Genomic DNA, 13895 nt, shown 5'->3' with positions numbered 1-13895 from the left:
GCATGGTAGCCGCGTAACGCCACTTACTCCAGCGACCGCGACGCCGTCTCCGGTCCTGTCGCCGATGCAAGCCCCGTACCAACCACCCCTAACCCGTCGCGCGTGGCCGCAGCGGCCCTTCCGATGGCGGCATCTGGTGGCGTGGCAGAGAGATGGTGAAGACACAGCCGGTGCCGGGCACATCACGCACGCTCAGCTGCCCCTGGTTGGCCTCCACGCTGCGCTGCGAGATCGACAAGCCCAGCCCAAGGCCACTCTGGTCCGCGCTCTGCTGCACGAAAGGCTGGAACAGGGTCGCGCCATCGCCGGAAGGCAGCCCGCCGCAGCGGTCCTCCACATCGATCAGGATGCGGTCGGCGAGCGCATAGGCGTTCAACGTGATCTCGCTGCCTGGCGCAGAGAACTTGAAGGCGTTCTGCAGCAGATTGCCGGTTGCCGACAGCAACAGGTCGCGGTCGACATCGATGGCCAGCACAGGATCCACCTCGGACACGACCAGTACGCATCCCCTGACCGTGGCCTCCAGCGAGGCTGACAGCCTGATCTCGGCGATGAAATCCGCCAGCGAGTACAGCCGCTTCTGCACCGGCGTGCCGGCCGCCATCCGCACCTCGGCCAGCGAACGATCGATCAGGCTTCCCAGCCCGGCTAGGGCGCGATCCAGGATGCCGGCCGTGGCACCGGACATGCCCACGCTGCCTTCCTTGATGATCGACAGCGCCAGCGTCGCCGTGCACAGCTGGTTGCGCAACTCGTGCGCGAAGAATCCCAGCCGCTCGTTCAACGCCAGGGTTTGCCTGTCGGACTGCACGATCTCGTTCTGGTAGCCGAACTCCGTCACCGCGTGCGCGATGGCGTTGTCCAGGCAGCGGTTGAGCGTGCGGAACTCATCCGTCTCGATCGCCGCACCCCGTTCGAATGCGAGATCGGAAATCGCCTGGCACAGGTCGCCATAGTCGTGCACCACCTGGTCGACGGTGAACCCGTGCGTCAGCAGTTCGCGGCCATGCAGTGCCGCGGACTCGCTGATCTCCGACAGGGCCGGACGACCGCCACCCGCGGGTCCCGATACCTTGCGGCTTCGCATCGGCTCGGCGCCTTCCTCCACCTGCAGTGTCTTGATCAGCTGGTCCAGGAAAACCGTCACGCCGTGGTCCAGTTCCTGGCCAGGCACGCCCGTGGCGGATCGCAGCGCGACCTTGCCACGGCAGCGCGCAATCAGTTCAGCGCGGTTGTCACTGAGGAACCGATGCATCATCCCTCGACCTTACGCGCCTTTTGCCGGCACCGAGGGGTCTTTTGCGCCCGTTCACAGCCGTCCATCGGGCAATCCAGCCTTTTCCGGCCCGACGGCCTGCTTTACCCCGTGACTACACGCGTTACTCATCCCTCCACGTGCACGGTGCACATCCGGCCATCGGCCGGAGGAGACCCGCCATGACATTCCATCCCAAGCCGCCCGCCCGCCACGACGCCTCCAAGGCGATACCCGCGCCCGCCACGCCATCAACCCCATCCCGCCCGCTTCCCAAGGATCATGGGAAGGGCCAATTACCCAATCCCGGCAAGCGCTCCTGATCGCAGGGCACCAAGGACACGGAGCGCGGGAAGGACGGCTCCGCCGCGAATGCGATCGAGCGAACGCGGCGCCTCGGCTCATCCTCGCTCGAGGCGATGGGCCTGGCCTTCAGTCCGTGCGCAGGTGTTTCTCGAACCAGTGGTGCGCGTAAGGGTTGTCGTTATAGGCGGGGATCTCGATATAGCCGTTGCGGTCATACAACGCCCGTGCTTCCACCAGGCTGCTGTTGGTGTCCAGTCGCAACGTGTGCAGTCCCATCGCCACCGCGTGTGCCTCCAGCGCATCCAGCACCCGCTGCGCGATGCCCAGCCCGCGCGCATCCGGCGCCACCCACATGCGCTTGATTTCGCCCGTGCCCTCGGCGATCCGCTTCAATCCTCCACATGCGACCGCAGCGCCCTCCAGCCGCGCGACCACGAAGGCGCCACGGGGCGGCATCAGCTCACCGGGATCGGCCGACACACTGCGGGCGGCGTCGAACCCACCTTCGAAGCGCGCATCGAGTTCATCCAGATAGGCCTGGATGCACGCCTGCGCCTCGACGCTGGCTGGACCCTCCTGCGCGATCTCCGCCGCAGATGCACGCATGAGGCGCTCCACTTCGTCCATCGCTTCGACCAGCCGTTCGCGCTGCCGCGACGACAAGGGCGCCAGCAGGGAATCCGCCAACGCCCGCGAATCCCGGTCGAGCGCATCCACCTCGCGCCGCCCTTTCGCGGTCAGGACCACATGCCGCCTGCGTGCATCAACGGGCGATGCCTGTACCCGCACAAGCCCCTGCGCCTCGAGTGCACGCAACAACCGGCTCGCATAGCCCGAGTCCAACCCGAGGCGGGCACGAAGGTCGCGCACATCTGCCCCTGCATGCCCTGCTTCGAACAGCAGGCGCGACTCGGCCAGCGGACGGCCGTGCCCGAGGTAGTCATCAGTGAGTACCCCGATGCGGCGGGTGACCGTGCGGTTGAAGCGGCGGACCCGCTGGATCTGGTTCTCGTTCATTGCCTGACTTTAGTCAGGTATTCATGCGGAAGCAACCGCGGCCCGCACGATCGGCTCAGGCCGGCTCCCGCCCCGCCTCGCCGCGCGGATCCTCGCCCAGGGGGTACGCGGTACGCAGGGGCTGCCCGTTGGCGCTGAAAAACAGGCCTGGCGCTTGCCCGCGCAGCCTTGCCGCCATGATGCCCATGGCGATACGCGCTCCGGCCGCGAGGAAAGCAAGCGGCGTGCGGCGCACGTCGCCGACGGCGCTGTCGGAGTTCAACACCACGTGGCCCGGCGGGCCGAATGCGGCATCGACGTCGGCCTCCGGCACCAGGCATGCGGCAACCACGCCCACGTAGGCGACTTTTCCATCGCGCGGCGTATTGGCCAGCGGCGTACGGCAACACGCCGCGTACCAGCGCAACAGCCCGCCTTGGCGCAGGCAAAGGCCGGCGATGTGCTCCTCGCCCGCCGTGAAACGCACCGCCAGCGGGTTCATCGCCACGATGTCGGTACCGCCCTGCGCATCCATCACGCCGGGTTGCCCGAGGTGACGCGCATACGCACGGCAATCCCCGCAGTAACACGTTGCACGCGCATACGCCCGGCGGGCATCCACCGTGCCCTGCACCTGCCCGCAGCGGCAACGCAACTCGAGCGTCATCAACGCACCTCCGCTTCAAGACATCTGCGGACAGGGATAACGCACGCGGTATGACTGCAGCGTCAAACCTGGCGTGCCTGCCTGACCCGCAGGCAAACCGATGCGACACCACATGAAGCTCAGGTGACGTACTTCCGCGTGCACGGGCCGCCCCTTGAGATGCATGCTGTAGCATGCGTGCCGCGAGCCAACCGCTTGCTTCGCGCGTTCCGCACGGCCCCCGGCCCTCCGCTTCGCTCCCTTTCCCACGCGACGCATTCCCCACGATGGGATGGTTGCCCCCGGGAGCTTCCATGCCCTGCCCGTCATACCCTCGCCCCGTCGTTGCACATGCCGTGCCTTTCCCTGCTGCAGCGTGCGCTGCCCGGGACCAGCCGATGCAGGTCACGCCGCCATGACCTCATGTTCGCGTTGCGACGCCGTCTGCTGCCGCCTGACCGTGGTCCTGCAACCGGAAGACCACGTTCCCTCACACCTCACCACCCGCACCCCCGCCGGCCTGCACGTGATGGCACGCGACGAGGAAGGCTGGTGCGTGGCACTCGACGGCGCGCGGATGAACTGCGGCATCTACCAGACCCGGCCGGATGTGTGTCGCCGCTTCGTCATGAGCGGGCCCTACTGCCGTGCCGTGCGTACCGATTACCTGGACATGCGCAAGAAGGGCATCCCGCTGACGGTGGAGTGACGCCCGCCGTGCCCGTTACGCGCCCTTGCTAGCGCAACTGGCTGTCCTTGCTGCCCCGCCGGTTGTACAGCCCGGCACCCTGCTCTTCCTGGTCGGCCGCCTCCTGGCATACCACGCACAGGCGCACGCCCGGCACCGCCAGCTGGCGGGCAACCGGGATCGGCTTGTCGCAGGCTTCGCAGTGGGTCAGGCTCGGCCCCTTCGGCAGCGCGCGGCGCGCGCGTTCGATGCCGTCCTTCACGGTCGCATCGATCTGTTCCTGCACGGCGCCATCGCCGGCCCATCCGGTTGCCATGGTCATGTCCTCGCTTCGTGTTGCCGCCGGGACAGCCTACGCCCCGGAAAGCAATCATCTTTCACGAAAGGAAATAGGGCCCCCGCAGGCTCGCTTCAACCCTGCGCCAACGCGTACCCGATCGCCGCCACCACCGCGGCGACCTGCGCATCGTTGCACTGCTGCGGCGTCGCCTTCGGACTGTCGGGATAGACCTCGGTGACGGTGGTGTAGCGTGCCTCGGTGATGCCGGTGCACAGGCCCAGCGACTTCACCGGGTACTGGATGACACCCTCGGCCACCACCGGTGACCCGATGATCTCGCCACGCGCGTCGGCGGGGGCGATATGGGTGACGGCCGCCACCGCCGCGATCACGGCGCGCTGGAAATCGGGCTGTGGATTCGCACTGTCATCCACCAAGTAGAAGCCGTCCGGAATCTCCCCGGGTTCGAATGGCTTTCCGTCGCGCGCGGCAAGTGCAGGACGGAATTCGCTCTCATCACTGTCGGTGGTTTCGTGCAGGTCGATGTGCATCAGTACGCGATCCTTCACCGGCGCGACCAGCGCGATCAACGCGGCGGATTCCTGCGCAGGACTGCCCGCACGGAACGAGCGGTTCGGATCCAGCGCATCGGCGTTCCAGCGGTGGATGCGTTCGTAGCCCCACGGGCTGACGCATGGCACCACCAGCAGGTTGGCCTTGCCGGCATAGTCGGCGGCACGCTCTTCGAGGAACTGCAGCGCGCCATGCACGCCGCTGGTCTCGTAGCCGTGCACGCCGCCCGTGACCAGCATCGTGGGCAGTGCCTCGTTCCAGTCCCGGCTGCGTACCGCCAACAGCGGATAGACCTCGCCCGGACCATAGTCCAGCGTGCCGTACTGCTGCACATCGAAGCGTCCGCGCAGCCCATCGACCACCGCTACCACATCGTCCGCATAACGGCGCTGCACGCGTTGCTGCGCGCGCCATGCGGCTTTCTCCGCCGCCCCCCAGGGCGTACCGGGTGTACCGATGGGATGGAAGCGGGCGGGCGTGTTCATGACGGTGGCAAGACCGGGAATCCGAGGGGTCGGCACTATACCAGCGGGGGCAACATGGCTTCCGCAGACATCCCGGGCTATCGCCCAAGGGGCGGCGGGGGCGAAAATCCCGCTCCTGCGATCACGACGCACTTCAGGACTCCCGCTCCATGCCCCACTACACCGGTCCCCTGCTCACCCGCGACACCGCTGCTGCCCTGCTGGCGGCGCGCGACCGCGGCGACACCGTGTGGCATGGCTCGCTGGACCTTGGACGCACGCTGGCGGACGCGCGGCTGGAAGCCGGAACATGGCAGTGGCGCGATGCGGCGTACCCCTATCCAGGCCGACTGAAGGACCGCACGCTGTACTACTGGGACGGCGAGGACTTCGCGCCGATCTCGCGCTATGCCGGCTCGCTGATCAAGCTCGTGCCCACGGAATGGGGCGTGCCCACGTTCGAGATCGATGGCATCAAGATGCTGCCGACGTCGAAGGAATCGCCGCTGGACGATGCGCGACGCAAGGTCGCGCTGGTCGAGCCGCACGGCAAGGTGGTGCTGGATACGTGCGGTGGGCTGGGTTACTTCGCGGCGTGCTGTCTGGCCGCTGGCGCCGCGCGCATCCTGTCGTTCGAGAAGAACGACGACGTGCTTTGGCTGCGCACGCTCAACCCGTGGTCGCCGGATCCGGACGCACCCGGACACGATGGGCGCCTGCAGCTGACCCACGCCGACATCTCGCAGGCCGTCACGCAGGTGGCGGATGCCTCCGTCGATGCCGTGCTGCACGACCCGCCGCGTTTCGGCATCGCCGGCGAGCTGTATTCGCAGGCCTTCTACGATCAGCTTGCGCGCGTGCTCCGTCGCGGCGGCAAGCTGTTCCACTACACCGGCACGCCCAACAAGCTCACCAGCGGGCGCGATGTGCCCGGCGAGGTGGTGAAGCGGCTGGAGAAGGCCGGGTTCAAGGCGCAGCGGGCGCTGGACGGCGTGGTCGCCGTGCGCCGCTGACCGACCCTCGGCCGACTTTCACGCCGGCTGAGCGCGGCGGGGCGCACAACAGCGCCACCGCCATGCCCGGGAGGGGCCACCATGCAACGCACCACGCTGCTGTCCGTCGCCGTATCAACCCTGCTGCTCGCAGGCCCCGCGTTCGCCCAGGACACGCCGCCGGCGATGACGCCCGAGATGCAGGCCATGATGGAGGCCTACCAGAAGGCCGGCACGCCGGGCATGGAACACGGCAGGCTGGCTTCGATGGCCGGCACCTACGACCTGGTCGTGAAGAGCTGGCACGCACCCGGCGCGCCACCCAGCACCGACCCCGGCACCGCGACACGCAGGATGATCCTCGGCAACCGCGTGATGCTCGAGGAGGTGACGTCTCAGATGATGGGACAGCCGTTCTCCGGCCAGGGACTGCATGGGTTCGACAACGTCACCGGCAAGTACTGGGGCACGTGGAACGACAGCATGAGCACGGGCCTCATGGTCAGCGAAGGCACCTGCGATGCCGAGCTGACCTGCACCTACACCGGCACCCACCACGACCCGGTGACGAAGCAGCCCCAGAGCAGCCGCATGACCACGCGATGGACCGACAAGAACACGGAAGTCTTCGAGATGTACGGCCCCGGCCCTGACGGCAGGGAAACCAAGATGATGGAGATCACCTACAAGCGGCGGCCGTAGACGTCGCACGCGTGATCAGGCGTGCACAGCCTGGCCGGCGTCGGCCAGGTTGCGCCGCCATGCCGCCGGCGGCTGCCCGTATTCGCGCCGGAACGCACGAATGAAGGATGTGTCGTTCTGGTAACCCACCTCTTCGGCCACCCGCGACAGCGGCGCATTGCTGCGGCGTAGCAGGTTGGCGGCCATCAGCATCCGCCACTGCGTCAGGTACTGCATCGGCGACGTGCCGACCAGTTGCTGGAACCGCTCGGCCAGTACCGAACGCGAGGTGCCGGCGACGCGCGCCAGATCGGCGAGGGTCCACTCGCGGCACGGTTGCTGGTGCAATGCGTTGAGGGCCTTGCCGACGACGCGGTCGCCAAGGCCCGCCAGCCAACCCGCATGACCTTCATGCTGGTGCACGTAACGGCGCAGCACCTCGATGAACAGCAATTCCGCAAGCCGGGACAGCAGGCTCGCGCCGCCGGGTCTTGGCGTGCGGGCCTCTGCCAGCGCGTAACGCACGGACGATTCGAGCCATGCACCGGCATCGGAATCACGCAAGCTGATGCGCACCACCGGCGGCAGGCCGTCCAGCAGCAATCGCGCCAGTCGCGTATCGCAGGCCAGGTAGCCGCAGACGATGCGCGTGGGGGCGCCACCACCACCGTAGGCCAGCCGGCGCGGGCGACTGGCGAACAGCTTCTTCAGGTCGGCCGCGCCGCGCGGCGGCGGCATGCCCGGCTCCGACGTCATGCGGTGAGCGCTGCCCCCCGGAAACATCACCACGTCGCCTTCGTGCACCGCCATCGTTGGCGCGCCTTCCATTTCCACCAGGCATCCACCCTCGGTGATCAGGTGGAAGATCACCACCTGCTCCGCGGTCGGGTCCAGCCAGGGCGCCGCCAGCGAGGCTTTCGGCGACTGGTAGCACCAGGGCGCGCTGAAGCGGGCGTTGACGAAGAACGCACCGGACATCTGCACCACGCGCAGGATTTCCGACAACGCATCCATGCTCAGGCCGCTCGCGCGGGCGTCGTCGCCACGTCGACGGTCAAAGGTGGTTGTCCCAGCAGCGCGCCCTGCATGGGCGAGCGACGCAGCGCTTCCTGCACGACGGCATGCAATCGTTCGGCCTCCACGTCCTGCGCATGCAGCACCACGTCCACGCGCATCGACGCAGGGCACGCATCCACCGGGGCGCCATCGGCATCGCGCATGCCGAGCAGGCCGCGCGTATCGGAGCGACTGCCGACCTCTACCTCCAGGTGGTCGAGCGCGATGCCCTGCTCTGCGGCGACCATCGTGATCGCAGTCGCGGTGCACGCCGCGATGCCCGCCCGGAAGAACCAGCCCGGTGACGGCCGGTCGCCGGTGCCACCCAGTTCGACCGGCATGTCGGATTCGATGCGCGTGCCGCTGGCGTGCGCCGCCACGATCCGCGTGCCGTGCTGCCACGAGGCGCGGGCTGCCGCGTCATCGTGCAGCCCCATGTCGGGGCGGCGGGTGAACACGCCGACGGCGCGCTGCATCGCGTGGGCGATGTCCCGGGGGGTACTCATGGGAGGGCAAATTCCATTGAACGGCAGGGGCAGGCGGATTCTGAGCGCAACAACGCAGCCCGTGCAGGTGCGCGGCCAACCGCCGGACGATCGGCAAGGAATCGCGGAGCCCCGGGAAACCTGCACGCAGGCTCGGACGCGCGGCCAGTTCCGGCAGACGCCCCGTCAGGACGGAAGCCCGGTGCGACCGCCACGCTGCGCCCTCCCCAACCCCCGGAGTTTCCCCCGAATGAATGCCGTCGCCGTTTCCCTCCCCACCCTGCCCGATCTGGACGCCCTCAAGCACCGCCAGCAGGCCGCCTGGTCCAGCGGCAACTACGCCGTCGTGGGCACTACGCTGCAGATCGTCGGCGAGCGTCTGGCCGAAGCGGTCGACCTGCGCTGGGACGAACGGGTGCTCGATGTCGCCGCCGGTAATGGAAATGCGACGCTGGCCGCAGCGCGCCGTGGTGGCCAGGTGGTGTCCACCGACTACGTGCCCGCACTGCTGGACCTGGGCCAGGCCCGTGCCGAGGCCGAGCAGTTGCAGGTCGCCTTCGCCGAAGCCGATGCCGAGGCCCTGCCCTTCGCGGATGCCAGTTTCGATGTGGTGCTGTCCACGTTCGGCGTGATGTTCACGCCGGACCACGCGCGTGCCGCTGGCGAACTGGCGCGCGTGTGCCGGCCCGGCGGCCGCATCGGGCTGGCCAACTGGACGCCGGAAGGCTTCATTGGCCAGATGTTCAAGGTGCTGGGACGCCACATCGCACCGCCGGCCGGTGTGCAGCTGCCGTCGCTGTGGGGTACCACCACGCACGTGCAGTCGCTGTTCGGGGACACGGCCGGCGCCATCGGCGTCACCGCGCGCATGTTCAGTTTCCGCTACCGTTCGGCTGCGCACATGATCGACGTGTTCCGCACCTGGTACGGCCCGGTGCAGAAGGCCTTCCAGGCCCTGCCGGCCGACAAGGCCGCCGAACTCGAACAGGACCTGCACGCGCTTATGGAGCGTATGGATTGCGGCAACGGTAACGGCCTGGTCATCCCCAGCGAATACCTCGAAATCGTGGTCGTGCGCCGGTGAAGGACCACGCGCGACTGCAGCGGCGCGTGCAGCGCTACGGCTGGGACCTCGCCGCATCCCGCTATGACGCTCTCTGGCAGGCGCAGCTATCGGAAGCGCACCGTCGGCTGCTGGCGCTCGCGCCGGCGGCCCCGGGCGAATCGGTGCTCGATGTGGCCTGCGGCACCGGCGTGATGGCGCTGGCTGCAGCGGAAGTCGTCGGTAGCAACGGCCGCGTGGTCGGCGTGGACATCGCCGAGCGGATGATCGAGGAAGCCAACGCGCAGGCGCAGGCGCGCGGCCTGCCCCATGCGCGCTTCCTGCGCATGGACGGCGAATCGCTGGACACCTCGGGCGTCGGTTTCGACCTGGCGTACTGCGCACTCGGGCTGATGTACATGCCCGATCCCGACCAGGCCATGCGCGGCATGCACGGTGCGCTGCGCCCGGGCGGCCGCGTGGCCGTGGCGGTCTGGGGCCAGCGCGCACGCTGTGGCTGGTCGCCGGTGTTCCCCATCGTCGACGAGGAAGTCGCCAGCGATGTCTGTCCGCTGTTCTTCCAGCTCGGCCATGAAGGCATGCTCGCCGATCTGTGCGTGCGCGCCGGCTTCGTCGATGCCGAGGAACATCGCGTCGAGGCGGTGCTGGCCTACGCCAATGACGACGACGCCTGCGATGCCGCCTTCGTCGGCGGGCCGGTGGCGATGGCCTGGTCGCGCTTCAATGAGGCGACCCGCCGACGCGTCCGTACGCGCTACCTGCAGGCGATCCGGCCGTGGCGCGTCGGCCAGGGCTATCGCATGCCGGGCGAGTTCGTGGTGGCGACGGCACGGCGACGCACGGGCTGATGGCACGCAGGCCCTGTCGCGGGGCCTGCGTCACGCTTGCGCGATGGTGCGTTGCAGCTTTCCCCTTTGACCAATGCCCCCGCGCGGGGGCGTGTGGCCCACTGCCGGCACTTCACACCCGAGGTGCCGTCGATGTCGATCGCTGCGCTGCTGTGTCGTTCCGCTCCGCGTTCCCGTGCCCACGGCACGGGCCTGGTGCTCTTCTCCCTGCTCCTGCTGCTGGCCAGCGGCCCTGCGCTGGCGCTGACCGAAGTCACCGGCTTCGGCAGCAATCCCGGCAACCTCCGCATGCACAAGGTCGTTCCCGCGGGTCTGCCGGCGGATGCACCGCTGGTGGTCGCGCTGCATGGCTGTGCGCAGTCCGCTTCCAACTACGACGCCGAAACCGGCTGGGAAATGCTGGCCAACCGCTTCGGCTTCGCGCTGCTGCTGCCCGAGCAGCAGACCGGCAACAACAGCAGCCGCTGCTTCACCTGGTTCGAGACCGCCGATACCGCGCGCGGCCAGGGCGAACCGCTGTCGATCAAGCAGATGGTCGACCGCATGATCGCGGACCATGCGATTGATCCCGCACGCGTTTACGTCACCGGGCTGTCCGCCGGAGGCGCAATGACCTCGGTGATGCTCGCGACGTATCCGGACGTGTTCGCTGGCGGCGCCATCGTGGCCGGCATTCCCTACCGCTGCGCGACCACGCAGACCGCCGCCTTCAGCTGCATGAATCCCGGCAGCGACCTGACCCCCGCGCAATGGGGCGCGAAGGTGCGTGCCGCCAGCACCTGGACCGGGCCATGGCCGATCGTCTCCATCTGGCATGGCGACGCCGACTACACCGTGCGCCCCGCCAACCTCACCGAAAGCCTGGAGCAGTGGGCCGATGTGCATGGCATCGACACCGTGGCCGACGCCAGCGACACCGTCAGCGGCTATCCGCACAAGGTCTACAAGGACGCCGCCGGCATCGCGAAGGTGGAGACCTATGTCATCACCGGCATGGGCCACGGCACGCCGGTGGACCCGGGCACCGGCGAAACCCAGTGCGGCACTGCGGGCGCCTACATCCTCGACGTGAACATCTGCTCCAGCTACCACATCGCCCGCTTCTTCGGTCTGGACAACCTGGACGGCGTGCCGCCGACCGTCGTCCTGACCTCGCCCACCAACGGCGCGACCGTCGCCGGCGCGGTGACGCTGGCAGCCACCGCCAGCGACGACATCGGCGTGGCACGCGTGGACTTCCTGCTGGACGGTGCGTTGCTCGGCAGCGATGCCAGCGCGCCCTACAGCCTGGCGTGGAACAGCAGCGGCGCCAGCGACGGCGCGCACGTGTTGCAGGCGCGGGCACTGGACCTCGCCGGCAATACTGGCACCTCCATTGCCGTCAATGTCACCGTCAGCGGCGGGACCGGCGGCGGGTCGCCGGTCACCGTGGTGTTCAACAACGAGGACGCGAACGATGGCTACGTGAAGGCCAGCGCCACCGGCGGCAGTGCGGCCGTGGGCGCGCTGGAGGCCTATTACGGGCTGGCGATAGGCCGCGGCACCGACGGCAACCACAACCGCGCGGTGCTGTCCTTCGATACCTCATCGCTGCCCGACAGCGCCGTGGTCACGTCGGCCACGCTGACGATGGCCTACCGCAGCGCCAGCGGCGATCCGTGGAGCAGCCCTGCGGGCAACTCGCTCGTCGTGGACGTGCGCAACGGCTGCCTCGGCGCCTGCACCATCGAAGCGGCGGATTGGGCAGCCGCCACGACCACCACCAACAGCGCGCAGGTGCCGGCCTTCAGTGGCGGCAACCAGACCAGCACCGTGTTCGACATCGCCGGGCGTGCGGCGATCAATCGCACCGGCCGCACGCAGCTGCGGCTGCGTTTCAACGCCAACCCGACCGCGACGCACTACCTGTGGATCGACAAGGGCGCCACCGCGAAACTTTCGGTTACCTACACGCTGCCATGACGGCGCCATCCTGCCGCCGCGTCATGGCGGCGGCAGGATCTTCCAGAACATCCCCGTGCCCAGCTTCACCGATTGCAGCGGCTTGCGCCGTGCGGCGGGCTGGTGGGCGCGGAACATCTCGCGGATGTCGCCCATCACCTTGTCCGATTCCATGAAGTAGGAATGCGCCAGCATGCTCTGGTCCACGCCGGAGACATCGATGGTATCCACGCCGCTCACCAGTACCACGCCCTCGCTGGTGTCGCCGGCACGGGGGCCGCGATTGACCTGCCTGGACGCCTTCAACGCCATGTCTTCGGACGAGGCGTACAGGGTCACGTAGCCGCTGGCCTGACGCAGGGCGGGCGCGAGCTCCTCGCGGAACACCTTGGCATCGATGTCGGGCGCGGCCAGGATGATGCCGCGGAAGCGGCCGCGCAGTTCCGGCCGCTTCCCCACCAGGTTGCGGATGGCCTGCGTGACGCCGCGCGTACCCATGCTGTGGCCGATGACGTAGAGGTTCTGCGCCCCCGAGCGGTCGGCCATGTCGGCCAGGAAACCCTCGATCAGCGGCACCGAGCGCGCGATGGATTGTTCGTCGGTGAAGTAGCCCGCCAGCGCCGCCTGCGACGGCCAGCTGTAGAACACCGGCGCACCATCGAAGCGCAGGTCGTAGGCCAACTGCGCGGTACGGCGCGCAGCGTCGCGGAAGCTGACGTTGTAGCCGTGCACGAACACGAACGCATTGCTGCCGCGTGATTCACCGACGCGCCCGTACAGCCTGGCAAAGAACGGCGCCTTCGCCAGCCGGTCGACCTCCTGCAGGATGATGTGCTGCTTGGGGTCTTCCTTGAACTCCATCAGGTACCAGCGCGGTGATTCCAGTTCACCGGCGACGTGCACCTTGGGGATGCTGATGCGTGCGGTGCCGTAGGTCAGTTGCCGCGCGACACCCGCGGTGAAGCGGTCGCCCGGCGGCAGCGTGGCGAACGTGGTCGCCGGCATCCGGTTGGTGGCGTAGAACACGTCGACGTTGACGAAATCCGACCTCGGCGGCTGCGCGGCCTCGCGGACGCGGGCGGCGCGCTCGGCCGCCTGGCGGGCACTGTCGGCGGCGCGCTCCTGCTGGGCGCGGGCGGCAGCTTCAGCTGCGGCACGGCGGGCGGCCTCGATGTGCGCGGCTTCCGCAGCACTGCCCTGCGGTGGCGGTGGCGGTGGCGGTGGCGGTGGCGGTGGCGGTGGCGGTGGCGGAGGAACAGGCACCGACACCTGCTCCGGCGGCGGCGGCAACGACTCCTTGACACGTTTCGCACAGCCGGCCAGCACCAGTGCTGCCAGCGTCAGGCAGAGAATCCGCCGCATCGATCACCCCATGTAAGGACGTCATGGCCGCCCCTTCCCCGGAGGCGCCCGACGCGGCGATGGTATAGCAGCGCAGGCGGCGCCCGCGAGCCATGCGCGACGGCATCGCCGGGCCCGCGCGCAGGCGGGCCCGCATCCGTACCGTCGCACGACCCTCGCAAATGGCTGTTTTCATGCCGGTTTCCCGCAGGCAGCAGATGCGGGCTATCGTGTAGGCCTGTGGAACGCCCACCGGCACGCCACGCCCCATTCCCGTCCC

At 68.5% G+C, this 13895-nt stretch carries 14 protein-coding genes; 6 read left to right on the top strand and 8 right to left on the bottom strand.

All coding sequences use genetic code 11. The features are described from left to right. Positions 1-88: 88 nt before the first annotated feature. From FB548_RS13405 to FB548_RS13395, 3 genes are all read right to left on the bottom strand, one after another. On the bottom strand, positions 89-1255 hold the full coding sequence (locus tag FB548_RS13405) for a HAMP domain-containing sensor histidine kinase (RefSeq protein WP_142125480.1): 1167 nt from the start codon (positions 1253-1255) through the stop codon (positions 89-91). A gap of 432 nt (positions 1256-1687) precedes the next feature. Next, positions 1688-2578 (bottom strand): helix-turn-helix domain-containing GNAT family N-acetyltransferase, encoded by an 891-nt coding sequence (locus tag FB548_RS13400; RefSeq protein WP_142125281.1) that lies wholly within the window; start codon positions 2576-2578, stop codon positions 1688-1690. Positions 2579-2633: 55 nt separating this feature from the next. Beyond that, positions 2634-3224, bottom strand: a complete 591-nt coding sequence (locus FB548_RS13395; protein WP_142125280.1) for a DUF6151 family protein — start codon at positions 3222-3224, stop codon at positions 2634-2636. A gap of 394 nt (positions 3225-3618) precedes the next feature. On the opposite strand from FB548_RS13395, the gene FB548_RS13390 reads away from it, so the two are divergent. Further along, positions 3619-3912, top strand: a complete 294-nt coding sequence (locus FB548_RS13390; protein WP_142125279.1) for a YkgJ family cysteine cluster protein — start codon at positions 3619-3621, stop codon at positions 3910-3912. Between the two features lie 28 nt (positions 3913-3940). Here FB548_RS13390 and FB548_RS13385 read toward each other — a convergent pair whose 3' ends face one another. Together FB548_RS13385 and FB548_RS13380 are read right to left on the bottom strand one after the other, a co-directional pair. Beyond that, on the bottom strand, positions 3941-4207 hold the full coding sequence (locus FB548_RS13385; protein WP_142125479.1) for a DksA/TraR family C4-type zinc finger protein: 267 nt from the start codon (positions 4205-4207) through the stop codon (positions 3941-3943). Positions 4208-4302: 95 nt separating this feature from the next. Further along, positions 4303-5229, bottom strand: coding sequence for a M14 family metallocarboxypeptidase (locus FB548_RS13380; RefSeq protein ID WP_142125278.1), 927 nt, complete (start codon positions 5227-5229; stop codon positions 4303-4305). A gap of 149 nt (positions 5230-5378) precedes the next feature. Here FB548_RS13380 and FB548_RS13375 point away from each other — a divergent pair, with 149 nt between their 5' ends. Both FB548_RS13375 and FB548_RS13370 read left to right on the top strand, forming a co-directional pair. After that, positions 5379-6221: an MnmC family methyltransferase gene (locus FB548_RS13375; RefSeq protein WP_142125277.1), complete on the top strand. Its 843-nt coding sequence runs from the start codon at positions 5379-5381 to the stop codon at positions 6219-6221. A gap of 81 nt (positions 6222-6302) precedes the next feature. Continuing rightward, entirely contained in the window at positions 6303-6902 is a 600-nt protein-coding gene (locus tag FB548_RS13370; protein WP_142125276.1) for a DUF1579 domain-containing protein, read from the top strand. 15 nt (positions 6903-6917) lie between these two features. Here the strand turns inward: FB548_RS13370 and FB548_RS13365 are convergent, their stop codons facing one another. Further along, entirely contained in the window at positions 6918-7895 is a 978-nt protein-coding gene (locus tag FB548_RS13365) for an AraC family transcriptional regulator (protein ID WP_142125275.1), read from the bottom strand. Between the two features lie 2 nt (positions 7896-7897). Then, complete coding sequence (locus tag FB548_RS13360; protein ID WP_142125274.1) at positions 7898-8443, bottom strand: OsmC family protein; 546 nt, start codon at positions 8441-8443, stop codon at positions 7898-7900. 229 nt (positions 8444-8672) lie between these two features. Here FB548_RS13360 and FB548_RS13355 point away from each other — a divergent pair, with 229 nt between their 5' ends. From FB548_RS13355 to FB548_RS13345, 3 genes are all read left to right on the top strand, one after another. Beyond that, the gene (locus FB548_RS13355) at positions 8673-9506 is read left to right on the top strand and encodes a class I SAM-dependent methyltransferase (RefSeq protein ID WP_142125273.1); all 834 of its coding nucleotides are present in this window, start codon (positions 8673-8675) and stop codon (positions 9504-9506) included. Further along, positions 9503-10333, top strand: coding sequence for a class I SAM-dependent methyltransferase (locus tag FB548_RS13350; RefSeq protein WP_142125272.1), 831 nt, complete (start codon positions 9503-9505; stop codon positions 10331-10333). The genes FB548_RS13355 and FB548_RS13350 overlap by 4 nt, the downstream gene beginning before the upstream one ends. A 132-nt stretch (positions 10334-10465) precedes the next feature. Continuing rightward, positions 10466-12295, top strand: a complete 1830-nt coding sequence (locus tag FB548_RS13345; protein WP_142125271.1) for a PHB depolymerase family esterase — start codon at positions 10466-10468, stop codon at positions 12293-12295. 21 nt (positions 12296-12316) lie between these two features. Here the strand turns inward: FB548_RS13345 and FB548_RS13340 are convergent, their stop codons facing one another. Continuing rightward, positions 12317-13636: an alpha/beta hydrolase gene (locus FB548_RS13340; protein ID WP_185742109.1), complete on the bottom strand. Its 1320-nt coding sequence runs from the start codon at positions 13634-13636 to the stop codon at positions 12317-12319. Positions 13637-13895: the final 259 nt, after the last annotated feature.

The sequence above is a fragment of the Pseudoxanthomonas sp. 3HH-4 genome (assembly GCF_006716465.1).
Lineage (GTDB): Bacteria > Pseudomonadota > Gammaproteobacteria > Xanthomonadales > Xanthomonadaceae > Pseudoxanthomonas_A.
Note: the sequence above shows the minus strand (reverse complement) of the source record. Positions and strands in the feature narration are given on the sequence as shown.